Genomic DNA, 22,374 nt, shown 5'->3' with positions numbered 1-22,374 from the left:
GGGGATTACAAATCCCCCTCATCTGCACCACGGAATTACAAATTCCGCGGAGCGTTTTAATTAAAAACAAACGATAACAAACATGAAATTCGAATTACTGGCCTGTAAATTTTTCCTTTTAGGAATGATGCTTGCCTTTTCACCGGTAAGGGCTCAGCTGGTTCCAAAGGAACTGCCGGTTACCAGTCATCCCAGGATTTTGTTGATGGAGGAGGGAGAAGTTGAAATTAAAGGGTTAATAGAGAATGACCAGCGATGGAATGACTTGCATCAGGCCATTGTTCAGGAATCCGATCAAATCATTGGTGAAGACCTGTTGGAAAGAAAACAAATAGGCAGAAGGTTGCTTTCTGTTTCCAGGGAGGCATTGAGAAGGATTTTTCACCTGAGCTATGCCTACAGATTGACCGGAGAGTCCAGGTTTGCCCAAAGGGCAGAGCGGGAAATGGTAAATATTTCGGGTTTTAGTGATTGGAATCCAAGTCACTTTTTAGACGTGGCGGAAATGACCATGGCTCTGGCCATTGGTTATGATTTAGCAGAATGGAAGTAGTTTGCTCAAATAAAAAAATGACTTGATGATGAAGTATTCCAACTTACTTTTTGCCTGCCTTGCCCTGTTATCCAATGTACTGTTCTCCTGTTCTGGGGGTCAAGAAGAAGGTCCCATCATCATTGATGAAAGAGATCAGGGAAAGGCCTTGCAAAAAAGCATACCCATAGATCGTGTTTGGTCAGGACATCCCGTGGGATTTTCCCTGATGACCCATGGAGACAGGCAATACATTGCCTATTATAACGAAGACCGGCACATGACCGTCGGCCAGCGTAACCTTGATGAAGCAAGCTTTGAGTTGTATACCCTACCTGTATTTGACAGGGAGGAAGGGGAAGGTACCAGCACCATCCTCAATTGGGACAGCCACAACTCCGTTACCTTTGGTATAGACAAGGAAGGCTATATCCACCTATCGGGAAACATGCATGTGCATCCCATTACCTATTTTAAATCCAGCAGACCAAATGATATCAGCTCGCTGGAACAGGAAATGGAAATGGTAGGCAGGGACGAGAAGCGTTGTACCTATCCCAAATTCATGACCACCAGGGAAGGGGAATTGATTTTTCATTACCGCGATGGGGGAAGCGGTAATGGGAATGAAATTTATAATATTTACGACACTGAATCGGGAAAATGGTCCAGACTTCTGGATGCACCCTTAACAGATGGAAAAGGGGAAATGAATGCCTATGCTTCCCAGCCGTCCCTCCATGAAGATAATTGGTACCACATGTATTGGGTATGGCGGGATACGCCTGACTGCGAAACCAACCATGATTTATCCTATATCAAAAGTCCGGATATGATTAATTGGTACAATGCTTTCGGCCAGGCGGTTAGCATTCCGGTAACCATTGACCAGGAATCGGTGATCGTTGACCCCATCCCTCCGGGTGGTGGTATCATCAACCTTGCCGCTAAACTTTGCCTGGATGAAAATCAGCATGCTTTGATGGCTTACCACAAATACGATGAAGCTGGCAACCTTCAATTTTATGTGGCCAGGGCCAAAGATGGAGAATGGACTTACAAGCAGGTGACCGATTGGAATTACCGCTGGGAATTTTCAGGTCGGGGAAGCATTGATTTTGAAGTCCGTGTAGGAGCCTTTGAAAGGCGGGAGGATGGAAATTATGAACTGGGATACCATCATGTGGAATATGGCGAGGGCACCATTTTGCTGGACAAGGACCTGAATCCCATAGGAGAAGTGCTGAAACCCGAAACGTATATTTCAGGTTTGGAACCAGAAGGTGATTTTCCTGGATTAGCGGTCCGTTCTGCTTCTGATATGGGCCATGCCGAAAACGGCAAAACATACCTTCTTAAATGGGAGACCCTGCCCCGAAACAGGGACCGTCCCCATCCCGAACCCCATCCCGGCCCAAGCCAGCTTTATCTGTTGGAGCTGGAATAGCCACCCTAGCCGCGCTGTCCGACATTTGCAATGTCGGACGGCAGATACTCAGGATTTGCAATCCTGCTTTCGTGACCATTCGGGGATTACAAATCCCCCGTCATCTGTACCACAGAATTGCAAATTCCGCATAGCCGTGCTGCCGCGCTGTCCGACATTTGTAATGTCGGACGATAGATAAACAGGATTTGCAATCCTGCTTTCGTGCGCGTCCGGGGATTACAAATCTCCCTCATCTGTACCACGGAATTACAAATTCCGCGGAGCGGTGCTGCCGTGCTGTCCGACATTTGCAATGTCGGACGATAGATAAACAGGATTTGCAATCCTGTTTTCGCGCACGTTCCTACTACTAAAATAGTATTTTCAATCCGTAGCCAGAATGATTTTACTTTTTCTTACACCATAATATTCTCCACAACTGCTGTTTAGGTATTCTTCTTCTTTTTCAACAATGCCGGCTTTTACAGGGTTGAAGTGAATGTAATTTACTTTTGATGCGAATAACTTTTGAGAGAAAATCTCGATCCCATGGTATCCCTTTTCCCAAAACCATATCTGTCCATTTTTTTGGAATAACCATAAAAGCCACTTTTTTCTGCTTTCTCTTTCATTATTCTGAATCTCTTCAACGATTTTTTTGGCCGTGAATTTCTTGAAATCCCTGATGATATCACTTAGTGGTTCCTTGGCACTGCTCAAAATAAAGTGACAATGATTGCTCATGATAACCCAGGCATGCACCTTTAATCCTTTGGCTTTTTGGCAGTAGTTCATACTTTCAATAATGATCTCAACATAATCATTCCTTGTAAAGACATCTACCCATTGGTGAACAGTGAAGGTTACAAAATGAAGGGCTTCCTGGTCTTTGATGGTATATGAAGAGGGCATGTGTAAAAAATTTAAAATGAACAGTTGTTTTAACCCTATCAATTTACTGTTCAGGGAGTTAAAAATCAATATCTGATTTGGTAATTTTATTTTTCGAGTTTAAGTGGGGATTGCAAATCCCCCTCATCAGTTCCACGGAATTGCAAATTCCGCAGAGCTGCGCTGTCCGACATTTGTAATGTCGGACGACAGATAAACAGGATTTGTAATCCTGCTTTCGCGTGCGTCCGGGGATTACAAATTCCGCGGAGCGGTGCAAAGTTATTTCCATGGAATAGTATAATTTAGAATGGTATTGACATGAAAAAGGTTGACTTTATTGTAAACCCATGCCGGTTTGAGGTTTTGCTGATCTAATGCCGCTTTACCCATTAATATCAAATGCAGGTTAAGCCCCTCTACCCATTCCTTCAAATTGTACCGCATGCCCAAATTGAGCTGGGCATAACTGGGAACAGCGTACTTATTACGGCTGGCATCGGCCGCATCAGGAAGAAAATATAGTCCCATAAAGGTATACACTTGAAGCGGTTTTTGTGCCAGGGAATGCTGGAAGTAGGTACTGATGGCATCTGCATGTCCCAATCCTTCATTTCTTTCCCTGGGAATAAAGGTATAGAAAGGATCTCTTCCCCACTCCCTGGGGCTGAGGTAGCGTCCCTTTCCCTGAATTTTGGTATAGTTCAGGTGCCATAGATTTCGCCTGGACTGAAGGCCCATTCTTCCACTCACTATCCAATTGAAATCCTCCGGATTTTTGTACCGGAGATCAACTTCCTCATTTCCCCCGTTTCCAATCCCATGTTGAATGCTGGCTTGTATTCCTGTAATTGCCTTAAGGTTGGAATCAGGGATGTTCCAGCTTTTGTCCCATTGAGCCAGAAAGCTGCTGTAAATATTTTCCACAAAGGTATGATTGAGCTGAAGATTGGTATTGTCTTTTAAGGTGAAATCAATATCTAAAACGTGGATAAAATCAACATTGGTATTGCCAAAATAGCTGGAAGGATTACCAAATTCATCCCTTCCTACCGGGTACATGCCCATGCTTTCATCCAAGGCAAACCAATTCCCGGTAGATCGAGGTGAGACTGCCCATATCAGATTACTCTTGATGTGTACATTGGGGTTGGGTAGTAATCCTACCCTTAATCCTTCTACAAAGGTGGGACTCAGCCTGCCATCCTGCTGGTTGATGAAAGGCGTGTTGATTTCCATCCTGCCCAAAATAGCCTGGAATTTCCCCTTTTCGAAAGCCAGGTTCAGTTTGCCTATTTTCCCAAACAGCCTGCGGTCCAAATGATTCACATCAAAAAGGCCCACCTCATAACGATTAAGGTTTGGCACGCGGGGGTCCAATGCCCTAAGGTCTGAACTCAAAATCCGTAGAAAGCCCAGGTATTCCCCATTCACTTTAAATCCAAAGGGAAGACTTGTGCTAGTTTCTACCTTTGCCATTTGACCCCAGGCATGGTCATTTTTAAAATCTCCCGTGTAGCTGGTGCTCATAAAATAGGAGCGAAGTCCCAATTCAATTGCTGTTTTCCAGACGGTGGAATCTTGCTGGGCGCTCAGAGGAAGCCAAAGAAAAGACAAATAAATGATAATCTGGAATTTTTTCATTTCACTTCAGCTTTTGCAGTCAATATGGGTTGAAACGGGCCATATTTATGCTGTGTCTCTGAATAAGGATCTGCAAATGGTCCAAAAGGATGGTCCATGGGTTTTTTGGATATATCCGGCCAGTCGACAGATTTATCTTTCGACGGTCTTTCCATAGAGTTGACATAGGCAGCAACATCCCAGGCTTCTTCATCACTGAGCAAGGGCCGTTCATAGCGGGCTCCTAAAGGCATATTGGCTTTGACAAACCCTGCAAAGCGGGAAAGCCGGTACAATCCGGCACCGTCATTGTAGCTGTTGGAGCCCCAGAGTGGAGGATAAATATACCCTTTACCAGAGGCTTGGGCCAACCCCTGTCCTTCAGAACCATGACAACTGGCGCATTGTTGGTCATAGACGGTTTTTCCCAAAATGGGATCCGCTGCCCTTTCCATCAGAGGAACGGCATATATACCGCTACCTTGGGGCCGGGTGCCTTTGGGAACAGCCTTACCCAGCCAAAGCATGTAGGCAACCATGGCTTTCATTTCTTCGCTGTCCCTTTCCAGGGCCTTACCATTGAGGCTTCTTTCAAAGCAATCATTGATTCTTTTTGGAATATCCTCCATTTGACCTGATCGGGCCCTTATTTTGGGATAGCCGGAGGCAACAGCCCCGAAGTTATTTCCCAGGGGAAGTGTGCCTGCCTCCAGATGGCAGTTTTGGCAGTTCAGTCCGTTGGATATTTTTTTTACTTTTCCTTCAGGACCGAGGTATTCCGCCGTATGTACCAGTAATTCTTTGCCATATTGAATTTGTTTGGCATTGGGCTCGGCCGTTACAGTATTCCAGTCAGGTGCTTGCCAGAGGTCATCCCTGGAAATCAGGCCCTGGTCTTTTTTTACACTTGGTTGCGGGACATTTTTTGCGTCAGCCACAACAGGTACTTTGGCGGTACTATCTGTTCCAAATTGAGTGATCACCAATGCAAGAACAAACAAACTCAACATAAAAATTACCAAAAGCAGACCCAACAGCCCTTTGATCAACAAAAGCAAAGATTGAGCAGATTTTTTCATAAGATTACTTCTTTAATAATTACAATATTACCTGCAATTAATTCTGTAAGAAGTGATCTCTATCACACAGCATGCTTTCCCGGAATAAATTTTTTTGTAAATTGACCTTTGGAATGACTCCGATCTCATTGACAGGATTACCGAGAAAAATTTAAACCATAGTTGTTAAAATAAGGCAGCATGGCAATGGAAATTTAAAAAAGGTCATTCAAATTCCGTTTTTTACAATAACCCAAAATTTAAATGAGCCTAAAGAAAAATTTGACTTTCTTGCTGCTGTTTTTTTTCGCTGTTTATAATGCAGCAGCCCAAAACCTCATCAGTGGAAAATACTCCGAAGAAGAGCTTTTTCAATTACTGACCCCTTTGGATGAATGGAAACCATTTCCTGTTTTGGATGACAGGGCAGCCTGGCAAAATGCCGATCAGGAAATGATGAAGGAGTACCTCAGGTATGCCAATGAAAACATGGACTACGATTGGCCTTATATACCAGCTACCAAATCTTTATTAATAGACCGAACAGGGGACAGGGACGAATACCAGGCCATCACCTTCGAAAAGCGCAGGATGTTGGGCACCATGATTTTGGCAGAACTTTACGAAAATGAAGGCAGGTTTATAGATCCCATTATCAATGGAATCTGGTCTATTTGCGAAGAATCTTTTTGGGGAGTGCCTGCTCATCTTCCTAAGACCAAAGAATATTCCGGATTGATGGATGTAACCCGGCCATTTGTGGATTTATTTGCCGCTGAAACAGCTACTTACCTGGCATGGGCCGATTATTTTTTTGGCGATAGGTTTGATGAAATTTCTCCCCAAATCCGGAAAAGAATACGCCATGAAACGCAAACCCGCATATTCGAACCTTTGATGAACCAGCACCATGGCTGGATGGCTGCCAATGCCAATGGCAGACCACCCAATAACTGGAATCCCTGGATTTGTTCCAACTGGATCAATACTGCCCTGCTACTGGCGGACGATGAAGAAAAACGAGCTGCTCAGGTTTACAAAGCCATGGAGGTTTTGGATGAATTTCTGACTCCCTATCCGGAGGATGGTGGCTGTGATGAAGGGCCCAGCTATTGGGGAGCTGCTGCAGCCTCCTTGTTTGACAATATTTCCCTGCTTGACCTGGCCACAAATGGTGCCTTCCAGTATGTGTATGAAGATGAAAAGGTAAAAAACATGGGGAAGTTTATCTACCGGGCTCAGATCAGTGAAGATTATTTCCTGAATTTCGCAGATGCAGATCCCCAACCTACCATGGCTGCCTCCATGATTTACCGCTATGGAAAAGCCATTCAGGATCCTGACATGATGAAATTTGGAGCCTATTACCGCAGGGAAAATGATTTTACCCTACCCCGCTTCCATTATTTCAGAAACTTTTTTGAGGTATTCATGCAGGAAGAATTCCAAAAAGCCGAAAAAGGGCTGCCGCTTCCCAAGGATGTCTGGCTTCCTGATATACAGGTAATGGTCGCCAGAGACAGCGAGGGAAGCACGGATGGTTTTTTTCTTGCCGGCAAAGGAGGCCATAATGATGAGAGCCATAACCACAATGATATTGGCAATTATGTAGTGTATTACAATGGCTTACCTCTTTTGATTGATGTAGGCCGGGGCACCTATACCAGGAAAACGTTCAGTGAGGAGCGTTACAGCATTTGGTACAACCGTTCGGATTACCACAACCTGCCCACCATCAATGAAACTACCCAATTGCCAGGGAGTCAATACCGGGCAACGGAAGTCAGTCATGAAGCCGGGAAAAACAGCAGTGGCATGACACTGAACATTGCGCAGGCTTATCCGGAAAATGCGGGGATAGTATTCTGGGAGCGGGTTTTAAAGCTGGATAGGGGTAAAAAAGTGACGATAAATGATGCTTTTCAATTGACCCAATCCAACAGCCTGGTGCAACATCTCATGACCATTTATCCCGCCAAAGTAGTGGAACCCGGTGTATTGTCTATTCCATTCGAAGATGCACAGGGGAATATCCTTCCGTTTGAACTCAGTTATGATGCCAAAAGCATGGTGGCCAGCGTTGAGAAAATAGCCCTTACTGAGCCCGAAGACAAAGGAATAGGTCAGAAATGGGGCGATACCATTTACAGGATCAACTTGGAATACCAATCCATCCCAGCCAAAGGTAAAAGCACCTTTGTACTAAAAAGAGAATAAATCTGAATTAAAAACCAGATTTGATACTTTCCCAATCCCAATCATTATTGATTTGGGGGATGGCATGGTGTGCTGTCATATCAAACTGACAAGGCACCACTGCAGCATAATTATTGGCAATGGCCCATTCATCATTGTCTTCTCCTTTATCAAAATTGACAAAATTACCTGCCATCCAAAAATATTTCCTCCCATTGGGGTCATATCTCTCCTCAAAATCCTCCTGCCACTTGGCCCGGGCCTGCCTGCAAATTTTAATCCCTTTCAGGGCTTCATTTCTCTTGGGAGGAAAATTAACATTGAGCGCCACTCCCTTTGGAATTCCAAATTCCAATACCTGTTTGGCAATCTGGTACACATGGGCCTCTACATGGGAAAAATCTGCATCTGAACTGTAATCACAAAGGCTGAAACCTATGGAAGGATAGCCTTCTATGGCACCTTCTATGGCAGCGGACATGGTGCCTGAGTACAACACACTGATGGAGGTGTTGCTTCCATGATTGATTCCGCTAACGATAAGGTCTGGCCTCCTGTCTTTCAATACATAGTGTTTGGCCAGCTTTACGCAGTCAGCCGGTGTCCCGCTGGATTTAAACGCTTTTACGTCTTGAAAAATCTCCTCCTCATAAAGGCGAAGGGTATTTCCAATGGTGATGGCATGTCCCATACCGGATTGGGGGCTGTCGGGTGCTACCACGACCACGTCCCCCAATTTTTTCATTACATCTACCAGTACACGGATTCCCCGGGAAGTAATCCCGTCATCATTGGATACTAAAATTAAAGGTTTTGACATTAAGAATTTCTTTTTATTTGATTGTAATAGGCGGTAATCCTCAGCAAATCTCCCCTTTTATCATGAGAAAGTCTGTTTTTTCTCATGTAAAGTTTCATTTCTGAAGACTTATCGTCCATAAAATCATTGAGCAGTTCTCTTTTTTTCTGGCTGTATTTATAAATTTTTTGATCCTGAAGAAAATAAAAATCAAAATCAAGCCGGTTAAAGCCTCTTCCCATCATGGGCATGCCCCACATGGGATTCATGTACATGCCCCGCATACCCATGGTGTTGAAATTCCTGTTGTCTACGGTAATAAATTCCCGGCACAACAAGGTAATTTCCTGCCCTTCTGTAAGCAATTCAAAAAATATGGGTGTTTTGTAATCTGAGTTCAAGGCATAGGGGAGGCTATAGAAAATTCTGATGCCACCATAAATTTCATCGAAAATTTCAAAATGGCTGATAGAGGCAGAACTGAAAGTTTCTACGGTATTGGACTGAACCTGGACAATATTGGCTTCCAGGTCATATTTCACCTTGCCTTCATGTATTTCCCCTGAACTTAGATATACTTTTCCATCGTGCCAAATCTGGGAAGGAAATTCCTGCGCCCCGGCAACGGTGACAAGCATGAATAAACAAGATAGGATAAACAGGTATTTTCTCATGACTTAATTGCTTTTTGCTTCTACCCCCTGATACGTAAAATTATCAGATTATGTTGAAGTATGCCGGGGTAAACATTGGCTGAAGGCTACTTGCGCATGATTTGGTGGCCCATTTTATCCCTTTTGGTTTGAAGGTATCTCTCGTTATGTGGATTGGAATTGATCTCCAGGGGGACAGTATCCACTATTTCCAATCCATATCCGGAAAGACCTATCCTTTTGGTGGGATTATTGGTGATCAACTTGATTTTGGTCACATTCAGGTCGCGAAGAATCTGTGCACCTACCCCGTAATCCCTTTTGTCCATGGGAAAACCCAGGGCAAGATTGGCCTGAACCGTGTCCATACCTTCTTCCTGTAATTTATAGGCTTTCAGTTTATTGATCAGTCCAATGCCACGGCCTTCCTGGTTCATGTAAAGCACCAGCCCCTTACCGTGCGCTTCAACCATTTTCATAGCCTGGTGAAGTTGTGGCCCGCAATCACACCGGCAAGAGCCAAAAATATCCCCTGTGATGCAGGAGGAATGTACCCTTACCATCACAGTATCACCCTCTTCCCATTTGCCTTTGATCAGGGCCATATGAATTTCATCCGTATTGGTTTGCCTGTAAGCAATCAGGTCAAAATTACCCCATTCCGTAGGCATATCCACACCAATTTCTCTCTTGATGAGGCTTTCGTTTTTTAACCTGTAGGCAATCAGGTCTTTGATGGAAATCAGTTTAAGGTCAAATCTTTTGGCCACCTGCACCAGATCCGGTAACCTGGCCATGGTGCCATCTTCATTCATGATTTCAACCAACACACCTGCAGGTTGTAATCCCGCCAGGCGGGCAAGGTCAATGGCGGCCTCTGTATGGCCCGTCCTCCTCAATACCCCACCTCTTTTGGCTTTCAACGGGAAAATATGTCCCGGCTTTCCCAGTTCTTCCGGACGTATTTCCGGATCGATCAGGGCTTTGATGGTTTTGGACCGGTCGCTGGCAGAAATCCCTGTAGTACAGCCATGGCCTATAAGATCCACAGATACAGTGAAAGGTGTTTCGAAAGCCGCCGTATTGGTACCCACCATCAACTCAAGCCCCAGCTCTTCACATCTGTCCTCAATTAGCGGCGCACATATCAGTCCCCTGCCATGGGTGGCCATGAAATTGATGATTTCCGGAGTCACTTTTTCAGCGGCGCAAACAAAATCCCCTTCATTTTCACGGTCTTCATCGTCCACCACGATAATGATTTCTCCTTTTCTGGTGGCTTCTATGGCTTCTTCGATGGTATTGAGGTGAAAAGTATCTTCCATTATATTTGTTGATCTCATTCAATAAAGTCGCAAAATTACGATTATTTATTTGCTTAACCGTTTTTTCGAAATATTAGTTTAATTCCTGGAAGGGATTACATTGCCCAATTCCTGATCAATTTTTGTTTTTAACTGGTTGATTTCCATGTATACCGGCAAGAGTTCATTCAATTCGGATTCGGAGGCCTCTTTTATTTTTTCCTGAACTTCCAATCTCATTTTTTTCAAATAGGCACTTTTGAGTTTCAATGAGATGCGGTAGGAGGTATCTGATAAATCATCCGATTCTTTTTTGGTAAATATTTGGTGTTTGATCTCCCAATTGAGCGATATTTCCCTGCTCTGGGCAATCATGTTGATCACCTCCTTTTTGAGTTCACCGTCCTGCGTATCCAGGAAGTAATCAAACTTGGGTAATATTCCCTGCAAAAGAGCTTTTTTATAATGCAACAGAAGCTTTTGGAAAACCGGTGTGTCAAATTCCAGTTCCTTGATTTCTTCCAGCAGGTATTCGCAAACATGCATTTCCTCTGATACCTTTTCGAACCCATAATTGATCAAAATGCGGATCAATTCCCGCTCTTCTTTGATATTTTTGGGCTGGAGCTTGTCTTTCTCCTCCTCAGGCGAAGTGGGCAGCATTTGTTCCACGGGGGGAGCTTCTTCTGCCTGGCCGCCAGGTCTTTGTTGTTGTTTCAGGATCTGCCGGTTGAGCTCTGTCAGAAGGATATCTTCTTCCATTGCCAACAACCTGGCCGATTCTTTGGCATAGACCGAGCGTACGATGGGGTCAGGGATTTTGGATATACTCAGGACCACCTGCCGGATGGCCTCAGCTTTTTTTATGGGGTCATTGGCCGCTTCACTGGCGAATAGATCAATTTTAAAATGGATAAAATCTTTTTCCTCAGTCTTCAGGAAATTTTGAAAACCGCTTTTCCCGGACTTTCTGGCAAAACTGTCGGGATCTTCTCCCGGAGGAAAAACCACAGCCTTCACATTCAGCCCGCCCTCCAAAAGCATGTCTATGCCCCTCAGGGAGGCCTTTATTCCGGCATCATCTCCATCGTACAGAACGGTAACCTGATCGGAAAACCGTTTGATCAGTTTGATCTGGGAAGCTGTCAATGAAGTACCCGAGGAGGCCACCACATTTTCTATTCCTGCCATATGCATGGAAATCACATCCGTATACCCTTCTACCAGGTAGCAGTTTTCTTCCTGCCTGATGGCTTTTTTGGCTTGGTAGATGCCATATAGCACATCGCTCTTGTGATAGATCGCCGTTTCCGGAGAATTGATGTATTTGGGCTGTTTTTTATCCTGGGTCAGTATTCTGGCACCAAATGCGATGGGTTTTCCGCTCAGGTTGTGGATGGGAAAAACGACCCTTCCCCTAAAACGGTCGTAATAATTGCCCTTATTGTTTTCCCTCTCAAGAACCAACCCGGCTTTCAGCAGGTTTTCCACCTCAAAACCCGATTTTTTGGCCTGAACCAGCAATTGATCCCAGCTGTCAAGGGCATAACCCAAATCGAATTTTTCAATGGTGACGGGATCAAAACCTCTTTCTTTAAAATAACTCAGGCCGATGGATTGGCCTTCCTCTGTTTTCAGGTTTTGCTGAAAGAACTCTTTGGCAAAATTCACCGCAATAAAAAGGCTTTCCCTTTCATTGTAAGCCTGAATATCGACCGGGTCCTGACTGGTTTCCTCCTCAACTTCAATCCCATATTTCTGGGCCAGGTGCCGGATGGCTTCGGTAAACCCTATCCCCTCGATATCCATGATAAATTGGATGGGATCCCCCGCCTTGCCGCATCCGAAGCACTTATATATTTGCTTGGCAGGTGATACGGAAAAAGAGGGCGTTTTCTCCTGATGAAAGGGACAACAGGCCCATAGGTTTTGTCCTTTCTTTTTTAAGGATACATAATCGTTGACTACCTCTTCGATATCTACGCGTTCCTTTACTTTATCTGTGGTCTGAGGGGATAAGGCCATAACTTTACTTGAACTCTCAAAGATAAGCTTAATCACTGAAACATGGTAAAGCCTGTTGCGTTGTATTGAATAAACTATTTGACAATTGGAATGGTTGGAATGAACGATTTTACTTTAAGCCGGTTGAAATTTTATTAAATGGCATAATAAGCCTAAATTGCAGGGAAATTTAAAGCGTAGGAATGGATATTTCGAAGGAGAAAATACTAAAGGCACTTGCCACCGTTGAAGATCCGGATTTGAAAAAAGATCTGGTCACTTTGGGAATGATTCAGGATTTGCAAATTGGAGAAGACCAAACGATTAAGTTTAAAGTCGTTTTGACTACCCCTGCCTGTCCTTTAAAGGAATTGATCCGGATGAACTGTGAGGAGGCACTGAAAAAAGCCTTTGGCCCGGATGTTCAGATGGAGATCACCATGACTTCCAATGTAACGACCATTCGTAACGATTCCCCACTTTTGCCAGAAGTGAAAAATATCATTGCGGTAGCCTCCGGAAAAGGGGGAGTGGGAAAGAGTACCTGTGCTTCCAACCTGGCGGTTTCTTTGGCCCGGTCAGGAGCCAAGGTAGGCTTGATCGATGCGGATATTTTCGGCCCCTCGGTACCTACCATGTTCAACGTGGAAGGAGAGCAGCCCGCTGTTAAACAGGAAAATGGTAAAAATATCATACAACCCATAGAACAATACGGCGTTAAATTAATGTCTATCGGATTCCTGACTCCCGCAGAAAGCGCGGTGGTATGGAGAGGTCCCATGGCCAGTTCTGCCCTTAAGCAGTTTATTGGAGATGTAGAATGGGGGGAGCTGGATTATTTGTTGATTGACTTGCCTCCCGGAACTTCTGATATTCACCTGACCATGGTGCAAACCCTGCCGGTAACCGGGGCAGTTATCGTAACCACCCCGCAAAAAGTAGCTTTGGCGGATGCCACAAAGGCATTGACCATGTTCAAGCAAGCACAAATCAATGTGCCTGTTTTAGGAGTTGTGGAAAATATGGCTTACTTTACACCTGCTGAGTTGCCGGATAATAAATATTATATTTTTGGCCAGGGAGGCGGGAGAAAGCTTTCTGAGAAATACAAGACACCCTTCCTGGGAGAGATTCCACTGGTACAGGGGATTAGGGAGAGTGGTGATAGCGGTTATCCGGCCGTATTGAAAGAAGGAGTAATTGCAGAAGCTTTTGCCTTGTTTGCAGAGAATGTTGCCAGGCAGGTAGCCATCAGAAATGCCGAAATGACTAAAACAGAGGTAGTACAGGTAAAAGTATAAACATGTTGGATCAATATAAAGAAAAAATCGAAACGGCTCTGGACACCATCAGGCCATATTTGGAAGCAGATGGGGGGAATGTCAAAGTGATCGGTCTTACCGGAGATATGGTATTGCAATTGGAACTGACAGGAACTTGCAGTTCCTGTCCCATGTCGACCATGACCCTTAAGGCAGGTGTGGAGGAAGCGATCAAAAAAGCAATCCCTGAAATCAATAGGGTAGAAGCAGTGAATGTTGAAGTTGCCTGAACCATCTTTTTGAATCATATGGTAAATTTCAAGCAAGCACTGGTACGTTTATTTGTCCCGGTGCTGTTCTTTTTTACAGGCATTTCCTCATTTTCCTACAGTCAGGTTAATCCTACGCCACAGCATGTGCACACCGAACAGTGTGGTGCTGTATTTTTAGAAGAAAAGCAAGCCAGCCAGCTGGGGTACTTTGGGTCAAAAACCTATTTCGAAAGCTGGTTTGAGGACAAAAGAGCCCAGCTGAGAAAACAAAACTCCGGCAGAAGGATACTTAATGAAGGGATCAGACAAATTCCGGTAGTCGTTCATATCATTCACCAGGGAGAGCCCGTAGGTGAGGGTGCCAACATTTCCGAAGCGCAGGTTCTCGATCAAATGCGAATTCTCAATGAGGATTTCCAACAAAGAAATGAAAATTTTTCCATTACCCCTGATGAGTTTTTAGGGGTTGCAGCCAGTGCAGACATTGAGTTCGTTTTGGCCAAACAAAGACCGGACGGTTTACCGACCAATGGAATCAACCGGGTGCAAGGTCCCAAGAGCATGTACAGTTCACGGGATGCCGCATTGGTAGCGGATTTGGTATCCTGGACTCCCGAGGAATACCTGAATATCTGGGTACTTCCCCTGGTTGACATACAATTGGGTTACGCCAGCTTTCCGGTATCAGATGAATTGGAAGGGCTAGACAATCCGCCCACATTCCGGAATCTGGATGGTGTGGGCATAGATACCTACCATTTCGGCAGTATAGGCAATGTGGAAGAAACTTCCTTAGGGAGGACTGCAACGCATGAGTTGGGCCATTTTCTGGGTTTAAGACACATCTGGGGAGATGGAGGTTGTGAGGTGGATGATTTTGTGGCAGACACCCCATTGCAAGATTCCCCAAATGCTTCCTGCCGGATAAATATTCCCCCTCGGGAATCTTGTGGTTCCAGGGACATGGTGGAAAATTACATGGATTATACGCCGGATCAATGCATGAGCTTGTTCACCGCAGGTCAGGTGGAAAGGATGAACGTGATCCTGGAATTTAGTCCCAGGAGAAATTCCCTTTTGACCAGCAGGGCTTTGCAGGAGCCTGAGATGCAGGAGCTGGATCTGGCCCTGGAAAAATTTCTTTCTCCGGTGGGTTTCAATTGTGACCTGGAAGTCCATACCCAGGTACGGGTAATCAATACAGGCAGATCGGGAATTTCTGAAGTAAGGTTAGCAGTAGTGTTGAATGGGGAAATTCAAAATAACCAGCTTTTTGAGGTGGAACTCGCCACTGAAGAATCTGCAGTTTTGACTTTTGATCCGGTCATGTTTGAAGCCGGGGAAAATGTACTGGAAGTGGAGATTCTGGAGGTGAATGGAACCCAGGATATGAATCCTTTTAACAACAGCCTGGTAACTTCGCCTGATTTTGTTCAGGAAGATAACCTGCCCTATGTTTATCCCGGACATGATGCGAATATGGCTTGGGATATTGTCAACGAGGATAATGCAGTTACCTGGCAAAGCATCAGCAGATTGATCGATGGCGAGCAGGAAGATTTGTTTTATGTCAATAGTTTTAATTACAATGGGAGTGGGGAATTGGATTATCTGATTAGTCCAAGATTCGATCTGACTGACATTCCTTCTCCACAGCTTTCCTTCGAAATGGCTTACGCGCCTTACAATAATCCCATTCTGCAGGAAAATCTTTTGGTAGCCATTTCTACAGATTGTGGCAACACCTTTGATTTGCTATCTGCCCCTTATAATAAAACTGAGGAGAGCCTTGCCACCCAACCTGTAACCCAAAATGAGTTTTTTCCCAATGCTCAAAATCAGTTCAGAAAGGAAATTCTCAATCTTTCCCCCTATGCCGGTAATCCGGATGTTCGGATAGCCTTTGTTTCCATCAATGGTTTTGGAAATAATTTATTCATTAAGGATATCGCCATTGCGGAAGAAGAAATATTCAAATACGATTTTTCCCTGACCGGGATTGAAAATCCTTTGCCTGTGGTCAGCAGGTTACCACAGCAGGAAAGATTAAGTTTAACCAATGAAGGAAACCTGGATATTCAGCGGTTTAGAATAATCAGGTCCAGTAATGTTTTGCTTTTAGATACTTTGAACATTGAAGAGCAATTGAATGCTGGCGAATCTGTCAACCTTACCGTACCCAATGACAATGCTTTGCGGTATGGGCTGAACAGGTTGAATTTTATCCTCAGAGATCCTAATTTTGACCAGAATCAGCCACAGGCCGATGAACTGGATTTCTATTTCCGATTGGACAGTTCGAGGATCAGAAGCCCCTGGCGGGCTGATTTTGATAGCAACACCAATCAGTTGGAATCCTGGGTAAGTATCAACCCTGAGGAGAATTTGTCCGCCTGGAATTTCATTGGCGAGATCAACCGGGAAAGTAACCTGCTGAGACTAACAAGAATGCAGGCAGGTAATTCCTATTGGCTGGCTTCTCCCGAATTTTCACTGGAAGGGACCTCACGTGCAAGTATGTTCTTTAACTGGGCCGGTATAGGCTTTGATCCTGAAAGCAATGCTTCATTTTCTGTATGGGCAAGTACAAATGGAGGTTACAGTGGGTTGCAGCTTTGGGAAAGCAGGGGCAATGAGCTGGAAAAACTAACCGGTCCTCCCGGCTTTTTCCCGGATAACAAAAATCAATTCGAAAAAACCTATATCAATCTGAATCAATTTGCCGGCAGAGAGAATGTCAGGATCTATTTTAAAGTAGATGGCGTGGATGATCCGGAGTCAGTATTGTATCTGGATGATATTGAAGTGTTTTTATCAGACAATCCCAATCCGGTAGAACCTGAGATTGATGAACTGTTGGTTTATCCGAATCCCACAGCAGATATTTTCAATATCGCGTTTAACCTGGAAGACTATGATGATGTAAGGATCAGGTTTTACAGTGCTACGGGAAATTTGGCCTATGATGTTGATTTCCCGAACACCCTGAACCAAACTTATTCTTTTAGTAAAGATCTACTGGGTTCTGGCCTGTTTATTGTAGAAATTTCAGGGAGCCGCATTTTTACTACTAAAAAATTGATTATTCAGTAATACCAAAATTAGGGGATGGACGTTAAAACAGAAAAAATACGACATGTCATTCTCCTTCTGGAAATATAGCTGTAATTTGCGGTAAATTTTAGATGGAGTAAAATTCCATTTACCAGTTGCCCTTTTATCCGTGAGCTTTGCATTTGTTAAAATATGAATGATTTAAAAACAGGACTGAAAAAAATCGGGATCCATTTGTTGATTATTTTGGGTGTCTTATTTGCGATTTTATTGATTTTTTTCAAAATTTATTTACCGGGTTATACCCACCACGGGGAATCGGTTTCGGTGCCAGATTTGGAGGGATTTGATCATGAGGAAGCCCGGAACTACCTGAATGAAAGAGGTCTTGTTTTGGAGATTACACCGGACAGTGGGTTTGTTGCCGAGGCCAAACCCCTGGAGGTATTGAAGCAAAATCCCAAACCCGGGGCGAAAGTAAAGCAAGACAGAAAAATTTATGTGACCCTCAATGCTGAAAATGCACCGCTGGTCCGCATGCCCAACCTGGTCAATACCCCGCTCAAAAATGCACAGGAGATTTTGCAAAATTTCGGACTGGTAAGAGGGGATATCGTGTATGTTCCGGATATTGGGCTGAATGCGGTTTTAGAACAAAAGTACAGGGGAAGAGAAATCAAAGAGGGATTTGAAATTCCAAAAGGCTCACAGATTGACCTGGTGGTAGGTGATGGCCTGGGCAATCAAATCCTTGAAATGCCCAACATTATCGGAATGGATGATGTGGAGGCTGAATTTTTAATCTTGGGCTCCGGTTTGACCATGGGTAATATCAACTATGTAGAAACGGACACCGTGCCAAAAGGAACGGTAGTCAAACAATTGCCGCCTGCAGGTTTGGATATGAAAACCGGAGAGCGGGTGGATGTCTGGGTATCTGAACTATCCGAAGAAATTAACTTTTAATGTCAAAAAGAGGCTTATCGGTCATTACCATTTTACTGTGTTCCGTCTTTTGTTTTCATCAGAACGGATATGGGCAATTCAGGCAACTACCGGCTCCTCAATCGCCGAACAAAAAGAAAGCATCTATTTCCAATCTTCGGGTAAATGAAGAACATGTACAACTCCCGTTTTGGGAGGATTTTTCTTCTGGGCAGATATCGGAAAACAAGTGGGAAGGCCGGGGAGCGATAAGCTCTTTCACCATAGGTATCAATCCTCCATCACTGGGAGTGGTGTTTTTGGATGGGGTAGATGAGAATGGTAACCCCTATTCCCAAAGCCGCTTGCAAAATGGAGAGGGGGATGAACTGGTTTCTATGCCCTTTAATTTAGCGGATTTGGATCAGGAAACGGCTGCTTCCCTGTTTATCAGTTTTTTCTGGCAGGCAGGTGGTCAGGGAGAATTACCTGATGATAACGATGCACTAGGGCTGTATTTCTTGGATAGGGAGGACAATTGGCAGGAAGCATGGAGGCAGCAAGGCGGAGAGGAGCCAGGCAGTCAAAACTTTGAACAGGTCATTCTGCCTGTTCCCCCTGATTTCCATCATGAAAATTTTCGTTTTAAATTTGCGCATAGCGGGCGCTTGTCAGGACCTTTTGATACCTGGATCATTGATTATGTTTTTTTAAACAGCGGGAGGGATGTAGCGGACACCTTCACCGAAGACAGGGCCCTGACCAGGTTGCCAGGCAGTCCTTTTGCCCCATACCAGGCCATACCTCATTTTGAGTTTGTACCTGAGCAGCTCAGCGGTACTGTTGATGGAGAGTTTAAAAACCTGAACAACCGCTTTCGGGCCATGGAGTACACCATAGAATTCCTGGATGCGGCTACGGGAAGGCTGATCGCATCACCAAACCAGAGGACGCCATTCAATCCTGTTCCCCAGGCTTTGGAGCGAAGGGGATTCAGCAGTAACATGCCGGAAGCCCTGGATATCATGGCAGACAATCCCTTTGACCTTGAGGTGCTGACCACCTTGAGTGCGGGGGATACCTATCTGGTGCAAAGCATTACCGGGCAGGATACCCTGTACCATGAAAATGTCGACTTCAGGGTCAATGATACCAGCAGAATAGTGATCCCTTTCAGGGATTTTTATGCCTATGACAATGGTTCACCGGATTATGCGGCCGGCATCAACCAGAGAGGAGGCATGCTGGCCCTGCAATACGAGGCCTTGAATCCCGCCTACATTTCCGGGGTAAGTATCAATTTTACCAACTTTTCCCAAAGAGGCAATGCCATTGAATTGATGGTTTGGGATTCACTGGATCATGCGCCTTTGTTTCAAAAAGAGGTGATTATTCCACCGGATACGGCACTTAGCGCTTTTGCTTATTTTCCCTTAGATACCAATATCATGGTTCAGGAAACATTTCATGTTGGATTTACCCAGTTTTCGAATGATTACATCCATGTAGGATTGGACAAGAGTGGGGACACAGGAGATAAAATATTTTTTAATGTGCTGGGTTCCTGGCAACAAAATGAAGAAGTGGCTGGCAACCTGATGATCCGGCCCCACCTGAGTCCTTCTCCGCCCGTAGAGGTCCCGGAAGAGACAGCAACCGATATGCGGCTTTACCCCAATCCGGTACAGGACCTGCTTTATATAAGTGGAGAGGTCAGCGAAATTGAGGTATTTGATTTCCAGGGCAGGCAGATAAAAATCCCCGTTGAGGGAGAAAAAAGCAGTAAAATCCTTAATTTTACGGGAAGTCAAAAGGGGATGTACCTGATCAAAATGATGAAAAACGGACATCCGGTCACGAAAAGAATAATAGTCAATTAAAGCATGGAAGATATAGAAGTAGACGAGCTGAAAGAACGTCTGGAAAAGAAGGAGAAATTTGTTTTCATAGATGTGAGGGAAGTTTACGAATACGAAGATGATAACCTCGGAGCATGGCTCATACCCCTGGCCCAGCTGCCACACAAACTGGCTGAATTAGAAGCCCACAAAGAAGAAGAAATCATTATCCACTGCCGTTCCGGTGCTAGAAGTGGCAATGCCAAGCAGTTTTTGGAGAGCAAAGGCTTTCCGAAAGTCAGGAATGTGTTGGGAGGCATTTTGGCTTACAGGGAGCTGGAAGAAGAAGACTGAAATTTCAAAAGGTCGCATTCCAAGATAGTCCGGGGCAGCTACGCTTCAGCATTGGTTGGAATAAGGTCCGGAAACAAATTGTAAAGGTAGAATCGTACCTAGAAATCCCAACGAAAATGAAATCCCCCTTTTTAAGGGGGCTGGGGGATTTTTTCGTAGGTTTCAAATATTTAAAACTTTGATCTATTGATAGTTACGTAAGTAAATCCCCCTTGCTCCATTAGTAAGGGGGAGTCTTATGCGTAGGCATGGTCGTAAATCAAAAGCCTTTCCATTCCCCAACCCGATCACATGGCCTGAATTCCGCAGTGAATCCCAATTTAAACAAATCCCTCCGCCGCGGCGGAGGGCAGAGCCTGTCCCGACCAGAAGAGTCGGGAGGGATTTTTTCGAGGATTTCAAATGTATAAGAATTACTCAATTACAAAGGGTTTGGGGATAAAGCAGAGGATGAAAATCACAATCGCTATCCATCCCAGGATTTTTCTTTTTTGGTCCAATGGTCTGCCGTCCAGCACCTCAGGATGCCTGATCCCGAGCACCCTGCCCACCAAAAAGGCAAACAAGAGCCAGCCGGAGTAGCCTTCTATGCCCGGATAAATGCCGGACAGGCTGTATTGAACAGCCGCGATTCCCAGGGCCATGATCCATTTGTTGACATTGGAGAGGGGGGATTTTCTGAAACAGATATACAGAAAACCGACATACAGCGGCAAGGCAAACATCAGGTAATTCAAATCCTCAAAGGGGTTGACCACACCAAGCCCGGCAAAAAACAGAAAAAGGGTATAGGCGATCAGGGATAATTTTTCGTGCTGTTTGGGAAGTATGCCAAATACCACATGACCCCCATCCAGCTGCCCTATGGGCAATAAATTTAAGGCCGTAAAGAAAAGGGCCAGGTAACCGGCAAAGAGGTAGGGGTAGTGGATAACTTCCGCCATATTGGGCATTCTTTCTGGATCTGCCAGAGACTTTTCCATCAGCCAGAATAACAGGTTATATCCCAATTGCACATCCATTACATTTTCATCCGCTTCCTGTTCATAGCCCGGATCAGCATATTCTGGGTGGATTTCATAAATGTAGGAGGCCTCCGGCAGGTTGGTAAAGCCATAGGTCAACACGGCCAGTGCAAGCACAAAACCTGCCAGCGGCCCGGCAACGCCGATATCAAAGAATTTCTTCCGGCTGCTGACCAGGCTTTTCATTTGTATTACCGCACCAAAGGTACCTATAGAAGGGGCACCAATAAACCCCAGCCAGGCAGGGATAAAAAAGGGCAGGGAAGACCTTACCTTATGGTAGAGGGAGGTGAAAAGGTGGCCTAGTTCGTGTACCAAAAGTATCCCGATAAAGGGGATGGAAAATTGCATGGAAAGGAAGAAATACTCCCAGGTAAGGGGTCTTTCATCCGATAGCACACTTCTCCCGTAGAGCCATTCCCCTCCGGCCAGGGTGGTGGCAATCAGTGTGAGTAGAAATAAAATGCCATGCTTGAGATAATCCTTTGCGCTATACATTACCGAAAAAGTTGATCAGGGCTTTAGGGTGGTCAATATGAAAGGTTTTTATGCCAACCTTTTCTGCACCCAAAAGGTTTGCTTTCAGGTCATCAAAAAACAGGCAGGATTCGGGTTTGGCCCCTATGGTCTTGACTACCTCCCGGTAGATGGCTTCCCCTGGTTTTCTCAGGCCCATTTCATGGCTTAAAAACAGATGGTCAAAAAGTTGCGGCCAGGCACCGGCAGGAAGTTTTTGTTTGAAAACCTGTTCCACGATTTTAAAGTGGATGGAATTGGTATTGCTGAGCATGTACAAGGGGTACTTTTCTTTGAGTTTGAGCAGCAGGTCCAGCCTTTCCTGGGGGATATCCACCAGCAGGCTGTTCCACACCTCATCGATCCAGTCATCTTCCCAATCCGCTGAGAAATATTCCCGTACGCCATTTCTAAATCCGGCTTCATCTATCGTTCCCGTTTCCAGGTCCATATGGATGGGGGAGACCATAAACTCCTTGACCATGGCATGCTTTTCGGTGGGCAATTTGGCATACAACTTATCAAAAGTCCGTTGGTAATCAATATCATAGATGACGTTTCCCAGATCAAAGATCAAAAGTTGGATTTCCGGATGCTTTTTCATAGAGATTTAAGTTGTGAAATTAAAATCAAATATGTA

18 protein-coding genes are annotated in these 22,374 nt (G+C 44.7%); 9 read left to right on the top strand and 9 right to left on the bottom strand.

What is annotated here, in order from left to right:
• Nucleotides 1-82 precede the first annotated feature (82 nt).
• Together G9Q97_RS07720 and G9Q97_RS07715 are read left to right on the top strand one after the other, a co-directional pair.
• Nucleotides 83-553, top strand: coding sequence for a hypothetical protein (locus tag G9Q97_RS07720; protein ID WP_166144950.1), 471 nt, complete (start codon nt 83-85; stop codon nt 551-553).
• 25 nt (nt 554-578) lie between these two features.
• On the top strand, nt 579-1,979 hold the full coding sequence (locus G9Q97_RS07715; RefSeq protein WP_166144947.1) for a BNR repeat-containing protein: 1,401 nt from the start codon (nt 579-581) through the stop codon (nt 1,977-1,979).
• A 366-nt stretch (nt 1,980-2,345) separates the two neighbouring features.
• Here G9Q97_RS07715 and G9Q97_RS07710 read toward each other — a convergent pair whose 3' ends face one another.
• The 3 genes from G9Q97_RS07710 to G9Q97_RS07700 all read right to left on the bottom strand — a co-directional run bounded on the left by G9Q97_RS07710 (nt 2,346) and on the right by G9Q97_RS07700 (nt 5,554).
• Nucleotides 2,346-2,873: an REP-associated tyrosine transposase gene (locus G9Q97_RS07710; RefSeq protein ID WP_166144944.1), complete on the bottom strand. Its 528-nt coding sequence runs from the start codon at nt 2,871-2,873 to the stop codon at nt 2,346-2,348.
• 261 nt (nt 2,874-3,134) lie between these two features.
• On the bottom strand, nt 3,135-4,496 hold the full coding sequence (locus G9Q97_RS07705) for a hypothetical protein (protein WP_166144941.1): 1,362 nt from the start codon (nt 4,494-4,496) through the stop codon (nt 3,135-3,137).
• Complete coding sequence (locus tag G9Q97_RS07700; protein WP_166144938.1) at nt 4,493-5,554, bottom strand: c-type cytochrome; 1,062 nt, start codon at nt 5,552-5,554, stop codon at nt 4,493-4,495. The genes G9Q97_RS07705 and G9Q97_RS07700 overlap by 4 nt, the downstream gene beginning before the upstream one ends.
• 243 nt (nt 5,555-5,797) lie before the next feature.
• Between G9Q97_RS07700 and G9Q97_RS07695 the strand changes: the two genes are divergently transcribed.
• Entirely contained in the window at nt 5,798-7,750 is a 1,953-nt protein-coding gene (locus G9Q97_RS07695) for a heparinase II/III domain-containing protein (protein WP_166144935.1), read from the top strand.
• Nucleotides 7,751-7,757: 7 nt separating this feature from the next.
• On the opposite strand, the gene surE is transcribed toward G9Q97_RS07695, so the two are convergent.
• The 4 genes from surE to dnaG all read right to left on the bottom strand — a co-directional run bounded on the left by surE (nt 7,758) and on the right by dnaG (nt 12,510).
• Nucleotides 7,758-8,549, bottom strand: coding sequence for a 5'/3'-nucleotidase SurE (gene surE / locus G9Q97_RS07690; protein ID WP_166144932.1), 792 nt, complete (start codon nt 8,547-8,549; stop codon nt 7,758-7,760).
• On the bottom strand, nt 8,549-9,202 hold the full coding sequence (locus G9Q97_RS07685) for a hypothetical protein (RefSeq protein WP_166144929.1): 654 nt from the start codon (nt 9,200-9,202) through the stop codon (nt 8,549-8,551). The genes surE and G9Q97_RS07685 overlap by 1 nt, the downstream gene beginning before the upstream one ends.
• A gap of 86 nt (nt 9,203-9,288) precedes the next feature.
• Nucleotides 9,289-10,524: a bifunctional 3,4-dihydroxy-2-butanone-4-phosphate synthase/GTP cyclohydrolase II gene (locus G9Q97_RS07680; protein ID WP_394352974.1), complete on the bottom strand. Its 1,236-nt coding sequence runs from the start codon at nt 10,522-10,524 to the stop codon at nt 9,289-9,291.
• Between the two features lie 60 nt (nt 10,525-10,584).
• Complete coding sequence (gene dnaG, locus G9Q97_RS07675) at nt 10,585-12,510, bottom strand: DNA primase (RefSeq protein WP_166144926.1); 1,926 nt, start codon at nt 12,508-12,510, stop codon at nt 10,585-10,587.
• 182 nt (nt 12,511-12,692) lie between these two features.
• Between dnaG and G9Q97_RS07670 the strand changes: the two genes are divergently transcribed.
• The 6 genes from G9Q97_RS07670 to G9Q97_RS07645 all read left to right on the top strand — a co-directional run bounded on the left by G9Q97_RS07670 (nt 12,693) and on the right by G9Q97_RS07645 (nt 20,193).
• A complete protein-coding gene (locus G9Q97_RS07670) occupies nt 12,693-13,790 on the top strand; it encodes an Mrp/NBP35 family ATP-binding protein (protein ID WP_166144923.1) in 1,098 nt (365 codons plus the stop codon).
• Nucleotides 13,791-13,792: 2 nt separating this feature from the next.
• Nucleotides 13,793-14,041, top strand: a complete 249-nt coding sequence (locus G9Q97_RS07665; protein WP_166144918.1) for a NifU family protein — start codon at nt 13,793-13,795, stop codon at nt 14,039-14,041.
• Nucleotides 14,042-14,059: 18 nt separating this feature from the next.
• Nucleotides 14,060-17,116: a M43 family zinc metalloprotease gene (locus G9Q97_RS07660; protein ID WP_166144913.1), complete on the top strand. Its 3,057-nt coding sequence runs from the start codon at nt 14,060-14,062 to the stop codon at nt 17,114-17,116.
• A 153-nt stretch (nt 17,117-17,269) separates the two neighbouring features.
• On the top strand, nt 17,270-18,043 hold the full coding sequence (locus G9Q97_RS07655) for a PASTA domain-containing protein (protein ID WP_166144910.1): 774 nt from the start codon (nt 17,270-17,272) through the stop codon (nt 18,041-18,043).
• Nucleotides 18,043-19,881: a T9SS type A sorting domain-containing protein gene (locus G9Q97_RS07650; RefSeq protein WP_166144907.1), complete on the top strand. Its 1,839-nt coding sequence runs from the start codon at nt 18,043-18,045 to the stop codon at nt 19,879-19,881. Before G9Q97_RS07655 ends, G9Q97_RS07650 begins: the two co-directional genes overlap by 1 nt.
• Before the next feature lie 3 nt (nt 19,882-19,884).
• Nucleotides 19,885-20,193, top strand: a complete 309-nt coding sequence (locus G9Q97_RS07645) for a rhodanese-like domain-containing protein (protein ID WP_166144904.1) — start codon at nt 19,885-19,887, stop codon at nt 20,191-20,193.
• A gap of 413 nt (nt 20,194-20,606) precedes the next feature.
• Here G9Q97_RS07645 and G9Q97_RS07640 read toward each other — a convergent pair whose 3' ends face one another.
• Entirely contained in the window at nt 20,607-21,716 is a 1,110-nt protein-coding gene (locus G9Q97_RS07640; protein WP_166144901.1) for a site-2 protease family protein, read from the bottom strand.
• Nucleotides 21,709-22,338, bottom strand: a complete 630-nt coding sequence (locus G9Q97_RS07635; protein ID WP_166144898.1) for an HAD family hydrolase — start codon at nt 22,336-22,338, stop codon at nt 21,709-21,711. The genes G9Q97_RS07640 and G9Q97_RS07635 overlap by 8 nt, the downstream gene beginning before the upstream one ends.
• Between the last annotated feature and the right edge of the window lie 36 nt (nt 22,339-22,374).

The organism is Cyclobacterium plantarum (assembly GCF_011290685.1).
Taxonomy (GTDB): Bacteria; Bacteroidota; Bacteroidia; order Cytophagales; family Cyclobacteriaceae; genus Cyclobacterium; species Cyclobacterium plantarum.
The sequence above is the reverse complement of the archived record's forward strand: the minus strand, read 5'-3'. Positions and strand labels throughout refer to the sequence as shown.